The sequence below is a fragment of the Streptomyces sp. SJL17-4 genome (assembly GCF_036826855.1).
GTDB lineage: Bacteria > Actinomycetota > Actinomycetes > Streptomycetales > Streptomycetaceae > Streptomyces.
Genome location: NZ_CP104578.1, coordinates 4,369,136 through 4,386,026 on the forward strand (window position 1 = coordinate 4,369,136; position 16,891 = coordinate 4,386,026).

Annotated in this window: 13 protein-coding genes and 2 tRNA genes; 12 read left to right on the forward strand and 3 right to left on the reverse strand. The window is 69.4% G+C overall.

The genetic code is table 11. The features are described 5' to 3' along the window. Window positions 1-14: 14 nt before the first annotated feature. Window positions 15-152 (reverse strand): 50S ribosomal protein L34, encoded by a 138-nt coding sequence (rpmH, locus tag N5875_RS19555; RefSeq protein WP_030205020.1) that lies wholly within the window; start codon window positions 150-152, stop codon window positions 15-17. Window positions 153-548: 396 nt separating this feature from the next. Between rpmH and dnaA the strand changes: the two genes are divergently transcribed. The 11 genes from dnaA (at window position 549) to N5875_RS19610 (ending at window position 14,533) form a co-directional block, all read left to right on the forward strand. Continuing rightward, window positions 549-2,321 carry a chromosomal replication initiator protein DnaA gene (gene dnaA, locus N5875_RS19560; RefSeq protein WP_338495140.1) on the forward strand — a complete coding sequence of 591 codons (1,773 nt, stop codon included), beginning with the start codon at window positions 549-551 and terminating at the stop codon, window positions 2,319-2,321. A gap of 840 nt (window positions 2,322-3,161) precedes the next feature. Beyond that, a complete protein-coding gene (gene dnaN, locus N5875_RS19565) occupies window positions 3,162-4,292 on the forward strand; it encodes a DNA polymerase III subunit beta (RefSeq protein WP_338495142.1) in 1,131 nt (376 codons plus the stop codon). Between the two features lie 141 nt (window positions 4,293-4,433). Further along, window positions 4,434-5,312 (forward strand): phosphogluconate dehydrogenase (NAD(+)-dependent, decarboxylating), encoded by an 879-nt coding sequence (gene gnd / locus N5875_RS19570; RefSeq protein ID WP_338495144.1) that lies wholly within the window; start codon window positions 4,434-4,436, stop codon window positions 5,310-5,312. A 60-nt stretch (window positions 5,313-5,372) separates the two neighbouring features. Further along, window positions 5,373-6,494 (forward strand): DNA replication/repair protein RecF, encoded by a 1,122-nt coding sequence (recF, locus tag N5875_RS19575; protein WP_318208251.1) that lies wholly within the window; start codon window positions 5,373-5,375, stop codon window positions 6,492-6,494. After that, window positions 6,491-7,054 carry a DciA family protein gene (locus N5875_RS19580; RefSeq protein ID WP_338495146.1) on the forward strand — a complete coding sequence of 188 codons (564 nt, stop codon included), beginning with the start codon at window positions 6,491-6,493 and terminating at the stop codon, window positions 7,052-7,054. The genes recF and N5875_RS19580 overlap by 4 nt, the downstream gene beginning before the upstream one ends. A 243-nt stretch (window positions 7,055-7,297) precedes the next feature. Next, window positions 7,298-9,328: a DNA topoisomerase (ATP-hydrolyzing) subunit B gene (gyrB, locus tag N5875_RS19585; RefSeq protein ID WP_030321245.1), complete on the forward strand. Its 2,031-nt coding sequence runs from the start codon at window positions 7,298-7,300 to the stop codon at window positions 9,326-9,328. Between the two features lie 41 nt (window positions 9,329-9,369). Further along, on the forward strand, window positions 9,370-12,000 hold the full coding sequence (gene gyrA / locus N5875_RS19590) for a DNA gyrase subunit A (RefSeq protein WP_318208249.1): 2,631 nt from the start codon (window positions 9,370-9,372) through the stop codon (window positions 11,998-12,000). A gap of 106 nt (window positions 12,001-12,106) precedes the next feature. Next, complete coding sequence (locus tag N5875_RS19595; protein WP_318208248.1) at window positions 12,107-12,673, forward strand: DUF3566 domain-containing protein; 567 nt, start codon at window positions 12,107-12,109, stop codon at window positions 12,671-12,673. Window positions 12,674-12,782: 109 nt separating this feature from the next. Further along, window positions 12,783-12,856, forward strand: a tRNA-Ile gene (locus N5875_RS19600). Between the two features lie 157 nt (window positions 12,857-13,013). After that, window positions 13,014-13,148 carry a DLW-39 family protein gene (locus N5875_RS19605; protein ID WP_003958712.1) on the forward strand — a complete coding sequence of 45 codons (135 nt, stop codon included), beginning with the start codon at window positions 13,014-13,016 and terminating at the stop codon, window positions 13,146-13,148. A 104-nt stretch (window positions 13,149-13,252) separates the two neighbouring features. Next, the gene (locus tag N5875_RS19610) at window positions 13,253-14,533 is read left to right on the forward strand and encodes a hypothetical protein (RefSeq protein WP_338495148.1); all 1,281 of its coding nucleotides are present in this window, start codon (window positions 13,253-13,255) and stop codon (window positions 14,531-14,533) included. Between the two features lie 42 nt (window positions 14,534-14,575). Here N5875_RS19610 and N5875_RS19615 read toward each other — a convergent pair whose 3' ends face one another. Beyond that, entirely contained in the window at window positions 14,576-16,057 is a 1,482-nt protein-coding gene (locus N5875_RS19615; protein WP_338495149.1) for a protein kinase, read from the reverse strand. Between the two features lie 61 nt (window positions 16,058-16,118). Continuing rightward, window positions 16,119-16,667, reverse strand: coding sequence for a DNA-binding protein (locus N5875_RS19620; RefSeq protein WP_055601717.1), 549 nt, complete (start codon window positions 16,665-16,667; stop codon window positions 16,119-16,121). 128 nt (window positions 16,668-16,795) lie between these two features. On the opposite strand from N5875_RS19620, the gene N5875_RS19625 reads away from it, so the two are divergent. Further along, window positions 16,796-16,868 (forward strand) — tRNA-Ala (locus N5875_RS19625). Window positions 16,869-16,891 lie beyond the last annotated feature (23 nt).

Genomic DNA, 16,891 nt, shown 5'->3' on the forward strand with positions numbered 1-16,891 from the left:
CCCTGTTAAGCGGATCAGGCGGACAGCTCAGAGCGACCCTTGGAACGGCGGTTCGCAAGGATGGCTCGGCCGGCACGCGTACGCATCCGCAGGCGGAAGCCGTGGGTCTTGGCGCGACGACGGTTGTTCGGCTGGAAGGTGCGCTTGCTCACTCGGGGGCTCCAGAAATGATTCGTAGATGGCGGGACATCGCCTGGCTGTCACCGTGCGCCCACGAGTAGCTCGCAATACGCCCGAGTGCACCGCTTCACGATCACAGACCGTGATCTTTGCCCATCGGAGGCAGGCGGCAGCAGCCATCGACAACTCGACCTGGTTACGGTACGCGCGGCTACGCCATCCGGTCAAACCGACCTGTCGCCACCCCCCATTGTGCACAGGCTGTGGACAACAACTTGAACCACGTCAGCCGCCGCGACTACCGTGGATGGACTCCACAATCTTTTCCGTTCTGTCCTTACCTGTCCTCACGGAACTGTCCTCACGGACATCGACCCACCGTCCCCCGAGAACCACACCATCGTGGGACCTGCGAGAAAGCGTGCCCTGTGGCTGACGTACCTGCTGATCTTGCCGCAGTGTGGCCACGCGTCCTCGAGCATCTCCTCGCCGAGGGCCAGCAGGGAATCGAGCCCAAGGACAAGCAGTGGATCGAGCGCTGCCAGCCCCTCGCCCTGGTCGCGGACACGGCGCTGCTCGCCGTACCCAACGAGTGGGGCAAGCGCGTCCTCGAAGGCCGGCTCGCTCCGCTGATCAGCGAGACCCTCAGCCGTGAGTGCGGCCGCCCGATCCGGATCGCGATCACCGTCGACGACTCCGTCGGCGAGCCGACCCCGCCGGCGCCCCCGCTCCAGCAGTCGCAGCAGCCCCGCTACGACGAGCGCCAGCAGCCCGAGCCGTACGAGAAGTACGACGGCTACGGCCACCGGCCGATGCCCGACGACGGGCTGCCCACCGCGCGCCCGGCCTACCCGGACTACTCGCAGCAGCGCCCCGACCCCGGCGCCTGGCCGCGCACCCAGGAGGACCTGTCCTGGCAGCAGCCCCGGCTGGGCGGCTACCAGGAGCGGGCTCCGTACACCGGCCCGACCGGCCCCGAGCAGTCCCGGCAGTCGCGGTACGACGAGCCGCCCCGGGGCTACGAGCCGCAGCGGCCCGAGCGCGCCGAGCTGCCCGACCCGCAGAACCACGGCGCCCGTCCCGGTCCCCGGCCGGGCGGTCCGGGGGGCGGCCCGGGCGGCGGCCACGGTTCCTCCTCCGCGCAGGGCTCCGGCGCGCCCGGTGAGCAGCACGCTCGGCTGAACCCCAAGTACCTCTTCGACACCTTCGTCATCGGTTCCTCGAACCGTTTCGCGCACGCGGCCGCGGTCGCGGTGGCCGAGGCCCCGGCGAAGGCGTACAACCCGCTCTTCATCTACGGGGAGTCGGGCCTCGGCAAGACCCATCTGCTGCACGCGATCGGGCACTACGCGCGGAGCCTCTACCCGGGCACGCGGGTGCGGTACGTGAGCTCCGAGGAGTTCACGAACGAGTTCATCAACTCGATCCGCGACGGCAAGGGCGACGCCTTCCGCAAGCGCTACCGCGATGTGGACATCCTGCTCGTCGACGACATCCAGTTCCTCGCGAGCAAGGAGTCGACGCAGGAGGAGTTCTTCCACACCTTCAACACCCTCCACAACGCGAACAAGCAGATCGTGCTCTCCTCGGACCGGCCGCCCAAGCAGCTGGTGACCCTGGAGGACCGGCTGCGCAACCGCTTCGAGTGGGGCCTCACCACCGATGTGCAGCCGCCGGAGCTGGAGACGCGTATCGCGATCCTCCGCAAGAAGGCGGTGCAGGAGCAGCTCAACGCCCCGCCGGAGGTACTGGAGTTCATCGCGTCCCGGATCTCGCGGAACATCCGTGAGCTGGAGGGCGCGCTGATCCGGGTGACGGCCTTCGCGAGCCTCAACCGGCAGCCGGTGGACCTGGGGCTCACCGAGATCGTCCTCAAGGACCTGATCCCGGGCGGCGAGGACTCCTCGCCGGAGATCACGGCGCCGGCCATCATGGCGGCCACCGCCGACTACTTCGGTCTGACGGTGGAGGATCTCTGTGGATCCTCCCGCAGTCGCGTCCTGGTGACGGCCCGGCAGATCGCCATGTATCTGTGCCGCGAGCTCACGGACCTGTCGCTGCCGAAGATCGGTGCGCAGTTCGGCGGCCGTGACCATACGACCGTGATGCACGCGGACCGGAAGATCCGTGCGCTGATGGCGGAGCGGCGCTCCATCTACAACCAGGTCACCGAGCTCACCAACCGCATCAAGAACGGCTGACACAGGGCCGTCAGAGCCTCTGAAGGGCGCCCCAGGACTCCTCCTGGGGCGCCCTCAGGCGTTCTCGGACCCGCTCCAAGGGATGCCTCTGTTCGCTGTGCAAGCTGTGTACGAGCGCGGAGTGTTCGATTACTCCGTTCCGGTGGCGGGTTCTCCACAGATTGCGGGATGATCTCCCGTCCACAGGGTGGGGACTGTTGAGTTATCCGGATTGTGTCCACAGGCTGGACTGCTGACAGATCATCATCCCAGGTCAGACCCTTGTGGAATTGTTGGTAAAAGATCTCCACAGGCTGTGGACAGAACTTTCGTCCACAAGGGCTCCCGAAGGTTGTCCACCGGCTGCCCACAGGGTGGGGTCCGTTGCCCACAGCTTCTCCACACCCCTGTCCACTGTTCGGCAACGAATCGCCCGCTCTCACCGCGTCGAGTGAAAGCCGTCACACCAAGGAGGACGGTTGGGCTGTGGGGAACGTGGGTAAAGCTGGGGACAGCGCTGGGGAGAACTCCCCGTGGCCTGTGTATCGGGTGTGCAGAACTTTCGGGTGTCCACAGAGAACCCCAGTTGTCCACCGGCTCCACCCACAGGCGCGGTGGACAAAAAACCGGGCCTGACCTGCGAAAACGACGTTATCCACCGTTTCCACAGGCCCTACTACTACTCCCACTTAGAGTTAGCTAGGAATCCGCTTCGAAGTGGGGCCTGTGCACAACTCGGCGCCGGAGCTCCGACGCGCTCTTGTCGCGACTTGACCCCGAGCAGCACCGAGTGTCGGCGGCGTACGTCAGACTGGTTCCCGCAGTCGACGAAGAGCCAGCAACAAGCAGGAGGCGGTTCCGGTGAAGATCCGGGTGGAGCGCGACGTACTTGCCGAGGCGGTGGCCTGGGTGGCCCGCAGCCTCCCGGCCCGTCCGCCGGCTCCCGTGCTCGCAGGCCTTCTGCTGAAGGCCGAGGACGGCGCGCTGAGCTTCTCGAGCTTCGACTACGAGGTCTCGGCCCGTGTCTCCGTCGAGGCGGAGGTCGAGGAGGACGGCACCGTCCTGGTCTCCGGCCGACTGCTCGCCGACATCTGCCGTGCCCTCCCCAACCGGCCGGTGGAGATTTCCACAGACGGTGTACGGGCGACCGTGGTCTGCGGTTCCTCCCGCTTCACCCTCCACACCCTGCCTGTGGAGGAGTACCCGGCCCTGCCGGAGATGCCCACCGCGACCGGCACCGTCCCCGGTGAGGTCTTCGCCTCCGCCGCCGCGCAGGTGGCCATCGCCGCCGGCCGTGACGACACGCTGCCCGTGCTCACCGGTGTGCGCATCGAGATCGAGGGCGACACGGTCACCCTGGCCTCCACCGACCGCTACCGCTTCGCGGTCCGCGAGTTCCTGTGGAAGCCGGAGTCCCCGGACGCCTCCGCGGTCGCCCTGGTGCCCGCGAAGACCCTCCTGGACACCGCCAAGGCGCTCACGAGCGGCGACACGGTCACCCTGGCGCTCTCGGGCTCCGGCAAGGGCGAGGGCCTCATCGGCTTCGAGGGCGCGGGCCGCCGCACCACCACCCGTCTCCTCGAGGGCGACCTGCCGAAGTACCGGACGCTCTTCCCCACCGAGTTCAACTCGGTCGCGGTCATCGAGACCGCGCCGTTCGTCGAGGCCGTCAAGCGTGTCGCCCTGGTCGCCGAGCGCAACACCCCGGTCCGGCTGAGCTTCGAGCAGGGCGTGCTGATCCTGGAGGCCGGCTCCAGCGACGACGCACAGGCTGTGGAGCGCGTCGACGCGCACCTCGACGGCGACGACATCTCGATCGCCTTCAACCCGACCTTCCTGCTGGACGGCCTGAGCGCGATCGACTCCCCGGTCGCCCAGCTCTCCTTCACGACCTCCACCAAGCCGGCGCTGCTGAGCGGCAAGCCGGCCGTGGACGCCGAGGCGGACGAGGCGTACAAGTACCTGATCATGCCGGTGCGCCTCAGCGGCTGAGGCCGGCCGGGGGTCCCGGGGCCGCCCCCGGGAGGACGCAGCCGGGGCATCGCCTGAGCGGCTGACCCCACAGGTGTGCACCCGGGTCCGGGCGTAGGCTCGGATCCGGGTAAACCGCACACGACGCTTAAGGAATCTCTGATGGAGCTCGGTCTCGTCGGTCTCGGCAAGATGGGCGGCAACATGCGTGAGCGCATCCGCCGCGCAGGCCACACCGTCATCGGATACGACCGCAATCCGGACCTCGCCGATGTCCACAGCCTCGAAGAGCTTGTGGGCAAGCTCAAGGGGCCCCGCGTCGTGTGGGTCATGGTTCCGGCCGGTGCCGCGACCCAGTCCACCATCGACGAGCTGGCCGACCTGCTCTCCCCCGGCGACATCGTCGTGGACGGCGGCAACTCCCGCTGGACGGACGACGAGAAGCACGCCGAGGAGCTGGCGGCCAAGGGCATCGGCTTCGTCGACTGCGGCGTCTCCGGTGGCGTCTGGGGCCTGGAGAACGGCTACGCGCTGATGTACGGCGGCTCCGCCGAGGACGTCGCCAAGGTCCAGCCGATCTTCGACGCGCTCAAGCCCGACGGCGAGTACGGCTCCGTGCACGCCGGCAAGGTCGGCGCCGGCCACTTCGCGAAGATGGTCCACAACGGCATCGAGTACGCGATGATGCAGGCCTACGCCGAGGGCTGGGAGCTCCTGGAGAAGGTCGACTCCGTCACCGACGTACGCGAGGTCTTCCGCTCCTGGCAGGAGGGCACGGTCATCCGTTCCTGGCTGCTCGACCTCGCGGTCAACGCCCTCGACGAGGACGAGCACCTGGACAAGCTGCGCGGCTACGCGTCGGACTCCGGCGAGGGCCGGTGGACGGTCGAGGCCGCCATCGACAACGCCGTGCCGCTGCCGGCGATCACCGCCTCGCTGTTCGCGCGGTTCGCCTCCCGCCAGGACGACTCCCCGCAGATGAAGATGATCGCCGCGCTGCGCAACCAGTTCGGTGGCCACGCGGTCGAGACGAAGAAGTAATCCACAGGCTGTGCACCCCGCGGTGCACAGCCGCCGGGGGAAGAAGGTCGGCGCCCAACCATGCACGTCACGCATCTGTCGCTGGCCGACTTCCGCTCCTACGCCCGGGTCGAGGTCCCGCTCGACCCGGGCGTCACCGCTTTCGTGGGCGCGAACGGCCAGGGCAAGACCAATCTGGTCGAGGCCGTCGGCTATCTCGCGACCCTCTCCAGCCACCGCGTCGCCTCCGACGCCCCGCTCGTCCGGATGGGGGCGGAACGCGCGGTCATCCGCGCCGCCGTCACCCAGGGCGAGCGCTCCCAGCTGGTCGAGCTCGAACTCAACCCGGGCCGGGCCAACCGTGCCCGCATCAACAGGTCCTCGCAGGTCAGACCGCGTGATGTGCTCGGAATCGTACGGACCGTGCTGTTCGCGCCCGAGGACCTCGCCCTGGTGAAGGGCGACCCCGGCGAGCGCCGGCGCTTCCTCGACGAGCTGATCACGGCGCGCACGCCGCGCATGGCGGGCGTGCGCTCCGACTACGAGCGCGTGCTCAAGCAGCGCAACACGCTCCTGAAGTCCGCGGCGATGGCCCGCCGGCACGGCGGCCGGGGCATGGACCTGTCCACCCTCGACGTCTGGGACCAGCACCTGGCGCGGGCCGGGGCCGAGCTCCTCGCCCAGCGGCTCGACCTGATCGCCGTACTGCAGCCGCTCGCGGACAAGGCGTACGAGCAGCTCGCCCCCGGCGGCGGACCGATTCTGCTGGAGTACCGGCCCTCCGCGCCCGGCACCGGGCACACCCGCGAGGAGCTGTACGAGCAGCTGATCGCCGCGCTGGCCGAGGTGCGCAAGCAGGAGATCGAGCGGGGCGTCACCCTCGTCGGACCCCACCGCGACGAGCTGCTCCTCAAGCTCGGCGAGCTGCCCGCGAAGGGGTACGCCAGCCACGGCGAGTCCTGGTCGTACGCGCTCGCGCTGCGGCTCGCCTCGTACGACCTGCTGAGGTCCGAGGGCAACGAGCCCGTCCTCGTCCTCGACGACGTCTTCGCCGAGCTGGACGCGCGCCGGCGCGAACGGCTCGCGGAGCTGGTGGCGGGCGGCGAGCAGGTCCTGGTGACAGCCGCTGTGGACGACGACGTGCCGGGGGTCCTCGCGGGGACGCGGTACCAGGTGGCCGGAGGGACGGTGGAGCGCGTATGAGCGAGGAAAACCTTCCCCAGCCTGTGGATACTCCTGCGGCGCCGTCCGTTCCCGAACCCTCCGGGGTGGATCTCGCGCGGGTCGCGCTGCGCGCCGCCAAGGAGCAGGCGAAGGCCAGGGGCGCGGCCGCCCAGCAGAAGAAGCAGGCCCGGCGCGGGGGCGGTCTGCGCTCCGGCGCGCGCGCCGACGGGCGTGACCCGATGGCGCTCGGCGCCGCGATCAACCGACTGATCACCGAGCGGGGCTGGGAGACGCCGGCGGCGGTCGGCGGGGTCATGGGCCGCTGGCCGCAGATCGTCGGCGAGGACCTGGCGAAGCACTGCGTACCGGTGAGGTTCGACGACGAGCCGGACGCGCGGGTGCTGACCGTGCAGTGCGACTCGACGGCGTGGGCCACGCAGCTGCGTCTCCTCGCGCCGACGCTGGTGGCGCGGCTCAACGAGGACCTCGGTCACGGCACCGTGCGGATGATCAAGGTGCTGGGGCCGGGCGGGCCCCGGCGGGGGTACGGGCCGCTGCGGGCACCGGGGTCCGTGGGACCCGGAGATACCTACGGGTAGCACGGAGGAGCGATTGCCCACAACGCGCTACGGGTCGAAGCGCTGGGTGGCCGTCAGAGGGCTCTGAAGCCCCTGTCCGGATATGGGGAGTCGTTTGGCTCCCGCTCAGGGCGGCACATGCGGACTCAGGCACCGGCAAACCCCCATGACTGTCGGCGCTACCGGTAGACTGGGAGACAATCCCGCCACCCTGCGGAACAAGTCGAACGACGCAGCCGCTCCCGTATGCCCGGAGAACGGCCTGTGCTGTGCCAGAAAGGGCGCTTCGTGGCCGATTCCGGCGACCCCAACGAGAACAACCAGTACACCGCCAGCAACATCCAGGTCCTCGAAGGCCTGGATGCCGTGCGCAAGCGCCCTGGCATGTACATCGGCTCGACCGGCGAGCGCGGTCTGCACCACATGGTGCAGGAGGTCGTCGACAACTCGGTCGACGAAGCCCTGGCCGGCCACGCCGACACCATCGACGTGACGATCCTGGCCGACGGCGCCGTGCGCGTCGTCGACAACGGCCGTGGCATCCCGGTCGGCATCGTGGCTTCCGAGGGCAAGCCCGCCGTCGAGGTCGTGCTGACCGTGCTCCACGCGGGCGGAAAGTTCGGCGGCGGCGGCTACGCCGTCTCCGGCGGTCTGCACGGTGTCGGCGTGTCGGTCGTGAACGCCCTGTCCACCAAGGTCTCCGTCGAGATCAAGACCGACGGCCACCGCTGGACGCAGGACTACAAGATGGGCGCCCCGACCGCGCCCCTCGCGCAGCACGAGGCGACCGACGAGACCGGCACCTCGGTCACGTTCTGGGCCGACCCGGACATCTTCGAGACGACCGAGTACTCCTTCGAGACGCTCTCGCGCCGCTTCCAGGAGATGGCCTTCCTCAACAAGGGCCTGACGATCTCGCTCACCGACGAGCGCGAGTCCGCCAAGGCCACGGTCGGCGCCGACGACCCGGACGCCGAGGCGGCCGCCGAGCCGGCCGCGCGCACGGTGAAGTACCACTACGAGGGCGGCATCGTCGACTTCGTGAAGTACCTCAACTCGCGCAAGGGCGAGCTGGTCCACCCCACCGTCATCGACCTCGAGGCGGAGGACAAGGACAAGGCCCTGTCCCTCGAGGTCGCGATGCAGTGGAACAGCGGCTACAGCGAGGGCGTGTACTCCTTCGCCAACATCATCCACACCCACGAGGGCGGCACGCACGAGGAGGGCTTCCGCGCCGCGCTGACCTCGCTGATCAACAAGTACGCGCGCGACAAGAAGCTGCTCCGCGAGAAGGACGACAACCTCACGGGCGACGACATCCGCGAGGGTCTGACCGCGATCATCTCGGTCAAGCTGAGCGAGCCGCAGTTCGAGGGCCAGACCAAGACCAAGCTGGGCAACACGGAGGTCAAGACCTTCGTCCAGAGGGCGGTCTACGAGCACCTCAACGACTGGCTCGACCGCAACCCGATCGAGGCCGCGGACATCATCCGCAAGTCGATCCAGGCCGCCACCGCGCGCGTGGCGGCCCGCAAGGCGCGCGACCTGACCCGTCGCAAGGGCCTGCTGGAGTCGGCGTCGCTGCCGGGCAAGCTGTCCGACTGCCAGTCGAACGACCCCGCCAAGTGCGAGATCTTCATCGTCGAGGGTGACTCCGCCGGCGGCTCGGCCAAGTCCGGCCGCAACCCGATGTACCAGGCCATCCTGCCGATCCGCGGCAAGATCCTGAACGTCGAGAAGGCCCGGATCGACAAGATCCTGCAGAACACCGAGGTCCAGGCGCTCATCTCGGCCTTCGGCACCGGTGTGCACGAGGACTTCGACATCGAGAAGCTCCGCTATCACAAGATCATCCTGATGGCGGACGCCGACGTCGACGGTCAGCACATCAACACCCTGCTGCTGACCTTCCTCTTCCGCTTCATGCGGCCGCTGGTCGAGGCCGGTCACGTCTACCTCTCCCGCCCGCCGCTCTACAAGATCAAGTGGGGCCGGGACGACTTCGAGTACGCGTACTCGGACCGGGAGCGGGACGCGCTCGTCGAGCTGGGCAAGCAGAGCGGCAAGCGGATCAAGGAAGACTCGATCCAGCGCTTCAAGGGTCTCGGCGAGATGAACGCCGAGGAGCTGCGCGTCACCACCATGGACGTCGAGCACCGCGTACTCGGCCAGGTCACCCTGGACGACGCCGCGCAGGCCGACGACCTGTTCTCGGTGCTGATGGGCGAGGACGTCGAGGCACGCCGCTCGTTCATCCAGCGCAACGCCAAGGACGTTCGCTTCCTCGATATCTGAGTCGGTCTCAGCTGACCGTACGAAAGGACTGACGACCAGCAATGGCCGACGAAACCACCCCGACCGGGACCACCGAAGAAGAGCCCGTGCTGCGGATCGAGCCCGTCGGGCTCGAGACCGAGATGCAGCGCTCGTACCTCGACTACGCGATGTCCGTCATCGTGTCCCGCGCGCTGCCCGACGTACGGGACGGCCTCAAGCCCGTCCACCGTCGCGTGCTGTACGCGATGTACGACGGCGGCTACCGGCCCGAGAAGGGCTTCTACAAGTGCGCCCGCGTCGTCGGTGACGTCATGGGTACGTACCACCCGCACGGCGACTCCTCGATCTACGACGCGCTCGTCCGCCTCGCCCAGCCCTGGTCGATGCGCATGCCGCTCGTCGACTCCAACGGTAACTTCGGCTCCCCGGGCAACGACCCGGCAGCCGCCATGCGTTACACCGAGTGCAAGCTCATGACGCTGTCGATGGAGATGCTCCGGGACATCGACGAGGAGACCGTCGACTTCCAGGACAACTACGACGGCCGCAACCAGGAGCCGACGGTCCTGCCGTCCCGCTTCCCGAACCTGCTGATCAACGGCAGCGCCGGCATCGCGGTGGGCATGGCGACCAACATCCCGCCGCACAACCTGCGCGAGGTCGCGGCCGGCGCCCAGTGGGCGCTGGAGCACCCCGAGGCCACCCACGAGGAGCTCCTCGACGCCCTGATCGAGCGGATCAAGGGCCCGGACTTCCCCACCGGCGCGCTCGTCGTCGGCCGCAAGGGCATCGAGGAGGCGTACCGCACCGGCCGTGGCTCGATCACGATGCGCGCGGTCGTCGAGGTCGAGGAGATCCACAACCGCCAGTGCCTGGTGGTCACGGAGCTCCCGTACCAGACCAACCCCGACAACCTCGCGCAGAAGATCGCCGACCTGGTCAAGGACGGCAAGATCGGCGGCATCGCCGACGTCCGCGACGAGACCTCGTCCCGGACCGGCCAGCGCCTCGTCATCGTGCTCAAGCGCGACGCCGTCGCCAAGGTCGTCCTCAACAACCTGTACAAGCACACCGATCTCCAGACGAACTTCGGCGCGAACATGCTGGCGCTCGTCGACGGCGTGCCGCGCACCCTCTCGCTGGACGCGTTCATCCGCCACTGGGTGACGCACCAGATCGAGGTCATCGTGCGCCGGACCCGCTTCCGGCTGCGCAAGGCCGAGGAGCGCGCCCACATCCTGCGCGGTCTGCTCAAGGCGCTCGACGCGATCGACGAGGTCATCGCGCTCATCCGGCGCAGTGACACGGTCGAGGTCGCCCGCGGCGGCCTGATGGACCTGCTCCAGATCGACGAGATCCAGGCCAACGCGATCCTGGAGATGCAGCTCCGCCGGCTCGCCGCCCTGGAGCGCCAGAAGATCGTCGCCGAGCACGACGAACTCCAGGCCAAGATCAACGAGTACAACGCGATCCTGGCCTCGCCCGAGCGCCAGCGCGCGATCGTCAGCGAGGAGCTGGCCGCGCTCGTCGAGAAGTTCGGCGACGACCGCCGGTCCAAGCTCGTGCCCTTCGACGGTGACATGTCCATCGAGGACCTGATCGCCGAGGAGGACATCGTCGTCACCATCTCGCGCGGTGGCTACGTGAAGCGGACGAAGACCGAGGACTACCGCTCGCAGAAGCGCGGCGGCAAGGGCGTGCGGGGCACGAAGCTGAAGCAGGACGACATCGTCGACCACTTCTTCGTCTCCACCACCCACCACTGGCTGCTCTTCTTCACCAACAAGGGCCGGGTCTACCGCGTCAAGGCCTACGAGCTGCCCGACGCCGGCCGGGACGCGCGCGGCCAGCACGTGGCCAACCTGCTGGCCTTCCAGCCGGACGAGCAGATCGCCCAGATCCTGGCGATCCGCGACTACGAGGCCGCGCCGTACCTGGTGCTCGCCACCAAGGCCGGCCTGGTCAAGAAGACCGCGCTGAAGGACTACGACTCGCCGCGTTCGGGCGGTGTCATCGCGATCAACCTCCGTGAGGCGGAGGACGGCAGCGACGACGAGCTGATCGGTGCCGAGCTGGTCTCGGCCGAGGACGATCTGCTGCTCATCAGCAGGAAGGCGCAGTCGATCCGCTTCACCGCCACCGACGACGCGCTGCGTCCGATGGGACGTGCCACGTCGGGCGTCAAGGGGATGAGTTTCCGCGCGGACGACCAGCTGCTCTCGATGAATGTCGTCCGGCCCGGTACGTTCGTCTTCACCGCGACCGACGGCGGGTACGCGAAGCGCACCCCCGTCGACGAGTACCGCGTCCAGGGCCGTGGCGGCCTCGGTATCAAGGCCGCCAAGATCGTGGAGGACCGCGGCTCCCTCGTGGGCGCGCTGGTGGTCGAGGAGACGGACGAGATCCTCGCCATCACGCTGTCCGGCGGTGTGATTCGTACGCGAGTCAACGAAGTCAGGGAGACCGGCCGTGACACCATGGGCGTCCAGCTGATCAACCTGGGTAAGCGTGATGCCGTCGTCGGCATCGCACGGAACGCCGAGGCCGGCAGCGAGGACGACGACATCGACGAGGCAGTCGACGCCGAGGGTGCCGCGGAGGCGTCCGAGGCAGTGGCGGTCGAGACCGGCGTGGTCGAGACCGAGGCAGTCGAGGGCACGGAGCCCTCGGCCGGGGAGCACGAGGAGTAAGAGCGTGAGTGGAGCCACGGGCGCCGGATCGGCGGCTGCCGGAGCTTCTGCCGGTGCTGGAGCGAACGGCGCCCGTGGCCCCGCCACGGACTCCCAGGGGGTTGCGGTGACGGACACTCGGGGGCAGCAGCCCTCGTACGAGACCTACAACGGGCCACTGCCCGGCGAGCGCCCCGGTGCGCAGCAGCCGGGCGGGCCCTACCACCCGCCGCAGGCGTACGGCGCTCCGGCGCCGGGCGGCACGGCGGGCGGTCAGACCGGCGCCGTGCGCCGGCCGCGTACGGGGGCCCGCACGACGCCCCGTACGCGCAAGGCGCGGCTGCGGGTGGCCAAGGCCGACCCGTGGTCGGTGATGAAGGTGAGCTTCCTGCTCTCCATCGCGCTGGGCATCTGCACGGTCGTCGCAGCGGCGGTGCTGTGGATGGTCATGGACGCCATGGGCGTCTTCTCGACGGTCGGCGGCACGATCAGCGAGGCCACGGGCTCGAACGAGTCCAACGGCTTCGATCTGCAGTCGTTCCTGTCGCTGCCGCGGGTGCTGATGTTCACCTCGGTGATCGCCGTGATCGACGTGGTCCTGATGACCGCGCTGGCCACGCTGGGCGCCTTCATCTACAACCTGTCGGCCGGCTTCGTGGGCGGCGTGGAGCTCACGCTCGCCGAGGACGAGTGACGGGCGAGTGACCTGCGAGGGGGCCGGTCGGTTACCGATTTTGGGACTGGCCCCCCTGTGCGCTAATGTTCAGGAGTCAGCGCGCGGGACACACACCGCAGAGCGCGGCGGGGCTATAGCTCAGTTGGTTAGAGCGCATCCCTGATAAGGATGAGGCCACAGGTTCAAATCCTGTTAGCCCCACAGTATCGATCGACCCGGACGGTTCCTCCGTCCGGGTCGATTTGTTTGTTCCGGGGCTCCGGGATGTTTGAACCTCGCACAGGTCACCGATCGGTATCGGTCGATGTGTAGAGTGGGCGTCAGAACCTCCTACGTCAACGAAAGACGAGGTCGCGCGGTGAAGAAGCTTCTCCTGGTCGCACTGGCCGCCATCGGCGGACTCCTCGTGTACCGCCAGATCCAGGCGGATCGCGCCGAGCAGGATCTGTGGACGGAGGCGACCGACTCCGTGCCCGCAGGTTCCGGTGTCTGAGACGAAAACCGTCTGTGGGTGAAGCCCCGGCCGCGCGAGAGCGGGCCGGGGCTTCGCTTTGCCTGAGCAAATTGTCGACTTGCTTAAGTGAAGAGGAGGAGCGGGTGAAGACGCAGGCCGGCACCTGCCGGAGGGCGGGGGCCCTGATCACGGCGGCCGCGGCGGTGGGAGCGGTGGTGGCGCTTCCCGGGCAGGCGGTGGCTGCCGGGGGCGCGATCCCGCCGTACACCTTCGACAGCTCGGCCCAGCGCATCCAGGGCGCAGCATCGAGCTCGGACGCCGTGGAGCTGCAGACCGGGCAGACCTACCGCGACACGCTCAAGAAGAACGGCAAGGTCTACTACCGGGTCAACCTCGACCGGCAGAACGCGTACGTCTCCGTCGTCGCCGTACCCAAGGCCGGCGGCAAGGTCGAGTACGGCGACGGCTTCAAGGTCAGCATGCAGGACGGCTCCGGCACCGAATGCGGCGACCAGCAGGCGAACTTCTCCTCCAGCGAGTACACCCGGCCGCTCGCCGCCTACGCCCGCCGCATCGTCGACGGGGACAGCTCCACCTGCCGGCGCGCCGGCGCCCATTACGTCCTCGTCGAGCGCGAGTCGAAGGCGAGCACGGACGACTGGGAGCTGGAGATCCGCTACGCGTCCGAGCCCGTGCTGAAGAAGGCCGGCCCGACCGAACTCCCCGAGGTGTGGGCCTCCGGCACGCCCGGGCCGCCCGCGGGCGGCCCGCAGCCGCGCCAGGGCGGCTCCGGCGTCCACGACGCCACCTCGCTGACGCAGGGCGAGTGGCGGTCCGACATCCGGCCCGGCCAGACGCTCTTCTACCGGGTGCCCGTCGACTGGGGACAGCAGCTCTTCGCCACCGCCGAACTCGGCAGCAGCGCCACCGGCGACGAGTACATCGGCCACGCCCTGGTCCTCTCCCTGGAGAACCCCGCGCTCGGACATGTCGACGAGAACACCGTCAGCTACAGCGGGAAGCCCTCGACGCTCGCGCTCGACGCGCTGCGGCCGGTGGCCCACGAGAACCGCAGGTCCTACGACGAGGCCACCAGCGGCATGCGGTTCGCCGGCTGGTACTACCTGTCGGCCACGCTCAACCCGGAGATGGCCAAGGAGTACGGGGACAAGCCGGTGCCGCTGACCCTGCGGGTCTCGCTTCGGGGCAGCGCGAAGCCGGGGCCCGGGTACGACGGGGACCCCGGGCAGTTCAGCGTGACCGCCGACGACAAGGAGGCGGCGGAGAAGGGCGCCTCCGGGGCGCGGGCGGCGGAGCGGAGCGACGCCATGCGGGTCGTCGCGGCGGCCGGGATCGGCAGCGGGACGGTCCTGCTGCTTGGACTCGGCGGATGGACGCTGGTGGCGCGGAGGCGGGCGGCGTAGGCGGGACGGGGCGGCGTGGGGCGGCGTCCGCCTCGGTGGGGCTCAGGTCTGCGCGAGGGCCCAGAAGCCGACCGCGAAGCAGACCAGCGCGAGCAGCAGGACCGGGATCGTCACCTTCGGGGGCGGTCCCGGTCGGCGTACCGGGGCAGGGGCCGTGGGCCTCGCAAGGCCCGGCACGGGGGCCGTGGGCGTCGCAGGGCCCGGCACGGGGGCAGGGTGCTGCGCGGGAACCTGAAGGGGGTGAGCGGTGTATGGATGAGTAGGGGCTTGTTCGTACGGCACCGCCGAGGTCGGTGCACGGTCGAAGGAGGGAGTCGGGTGGCCGACCGGCGGGGGCAGGTGGAAGCTGCCCGTCTCGGAGGGTCCGGGCAGCGGCGCGGGAGCCGCGGCCGGGGCGGCGAGCGGGGCGGTGGCCGGGGTGGTGGCCGGGGTGACCGGGTGCTGGGGCTGGTAGTACGGCTGTGGGGGCTGCTGTGGGGGCAGCTGTTGGGGCGGTACGGGTGTGGCGGCGGGCGTCGGTGCGGCACCGGGTGCGGCGGGCGTGGAGGCGCTCGTGGAGGCGGCGCCCTGGGCGGCCGTGGCCGTGCCGGCGGCGGGGCCAGCGGTGCCGACGGGGGCAGCGGTGTCGGTGGGGCCGTTCGGGCCCTGGGGGCCCTGGGGGCCGAAGCCGGGCGGCAGGGGGCCGAGTTGGTCGAAGATCTCGACCGGCTCCTCGTCGGGGCGCGGCTCGGGAAGCATGTCCACGGCGGCGGTCAGGGCCTTGCGCGCGCCCGTGGCCGTCCGGAAGCGGGCCTGCGGATCGGGCTGCAGCAGACCGGCGAGCACCTGCCACAGGGGCTCCGGGACGCCCTCGGGGGCGCCGGGAGTGCCGTGCGTGAGGAAATGCTCGACCAGGGCCTGCGAGTCCGGCTTGCGGCCCTGGAGCAGATAGAGGGCGACCAGGCCGACGGCGAAGAGGTCCGCGGTGAAGTCGGGTTCGGCGCCGAGGAGCTGCTCGGGAGCGAAGTACCCCGGCGTCCCGACCACGTAGTCGGTCTCGGTGAGACGGGGCTCACCCTTGCGCATGGAGATGCCGAAGTCGGACAGCCTCAGATGCGGCCGCCCGGTCCCGGTGACGTCCATGAGGATGTTCGCGGGCTTGATGTCGCGGTGCACGACCCCCTCGGCGTGCACCGTGGCCAGGCCCGAGAGCAGCTGGTCGAGCAGGATGCAGACGAACCGGGGCGGCAGCGCGCCGTAGTCGCCGATGACGTGCGCCAGAGAGCCGCCGGCGACCAGGTCCATGGTGAACAGGACCTTGTCGTCGTCGGCGGCCCAGCTGGCCGGGGCGAGGACGTGCGGATGATCGATCCGCAGCGCCTGCTCGCGGACGAAGCGGAGCAGCGTGTGCGCGTCGCTCTGCAGGAGCACCTTCGCCGCCACATAGCGGCGGCGACGGTGGTCCCAGGCGCGCCACACGGCGCCCGCCCCGCCCCGTCCGATCGGGTCGACCAGCTCGTACCGACCAGCGAAAACCTCACCCATCGTGCTGTGTCCGCTCCCCGTTGCTTCGTCTGTCGGCGATGCCGGCCGGCTGCCGACCGCGTCAGTTCTGGTGCGACTCGTAGTGCGCGACCGCGTCCGCGGTGCGCCCCGCGCCGTACACCCGGAGGAACTCTGCCAGTTCCGGGTGGGCCGGGGCGAGGGAGTCGGCGGCGTCGATGATGTCGCCCGCCGCGGCTACGGAGCGCAGCAGCGACTGGATCTCGCGGACCACCCGGCGGACGGTAGGAGCGCCCGAACCGGTGGCCGGCTGACCGGTGCTGGTGAGGACGGAGCCGCCCTGCGACTTCTTCACCTCGTCCATCCGGTCGGTGGCCTCGGCGGCGCTGACGGTGCCGTCGGCGACCTGTACGGCGAGCTCCTGGAGCGCCTGGACGCGCTGGACGACGGCCGGGTTCCCGATCTTGGCCCGCTGGCCGCTCATCAGCTGGGACAGCATGGGCGCGGACAATCCCAGCACGGCCGCGAGCCTGGCCTGGTTGAGTCCGAGATCGTCGATCAGCCGACGGAAGAGCGCCCCCAGTGGCTCTCCGTACCAACTGCGCTGAAGCTCTCTGGCTCGCGCCGTGGCTTCCTGCTGCGCTGCGTCCATTTCTTCTCCCCATCCCTCGGTTCGCCACTGCGAACCTCGATCAGCATCTTACGGAGAGTGGTCGCCGACCGGGAGTCCCAATCCTTTTGCCGGACATGGGGGGTGACCCGGTACGCTGTTCTCGTTCCGGGGCCTTAGCTCAGTTGGTAGAGCGCTGTCTTTGCATGGCAGATGTCAGGGGTTCGACTCCCCTAGGCTCCACGAAAAGCACCCCCTGTGAACTG

Bases quoted from the DNA above. Each gene is read 5' to 3' on its own strand.
- N5875_RS19615 (WP_338495149.1), bottom strand. From the start codon at position 16,057: ATGGGTGAGGTTTTCGCTGGTCGGTACGAGCTGGTCGACCCGATCGGA.
- gnd (WP_338495144.1), top strand. From the start codon at position 4,434: ATGGAGCTCGGTCTCGTCGGTCTCGGCAAGATGGGCGGCAACATGCGT.
- gyrA (WP_318208249.1), top strand. From the start codon at position 9,370: ATGGCCGACGAAACCACCCCGACCGGGACCACCGAAGAAGAGCCCGTG.
- N5875_RS19620 (WP_055601717.1), bottom strand. From the start codon at position 16,667: ATGGACGCAGCGCAGCAGGAAGCCACGGCGCGAGCCAGAGAGCTTCAG.
- recF (WP_318208251.1), top strand. From the start codon at position 5,373: ATGCACGTCACGCATCTGTCGCTGGCCGACTTCCGCTCCTACGCCCGG.
- N5875_RS19580 (WP_338495146.1), top strand. From the start codon at position 6,491: ATGAGCGAGGAAAACCTTCCCCAGCCTGTGGATACTCCTGCGGCGCCG.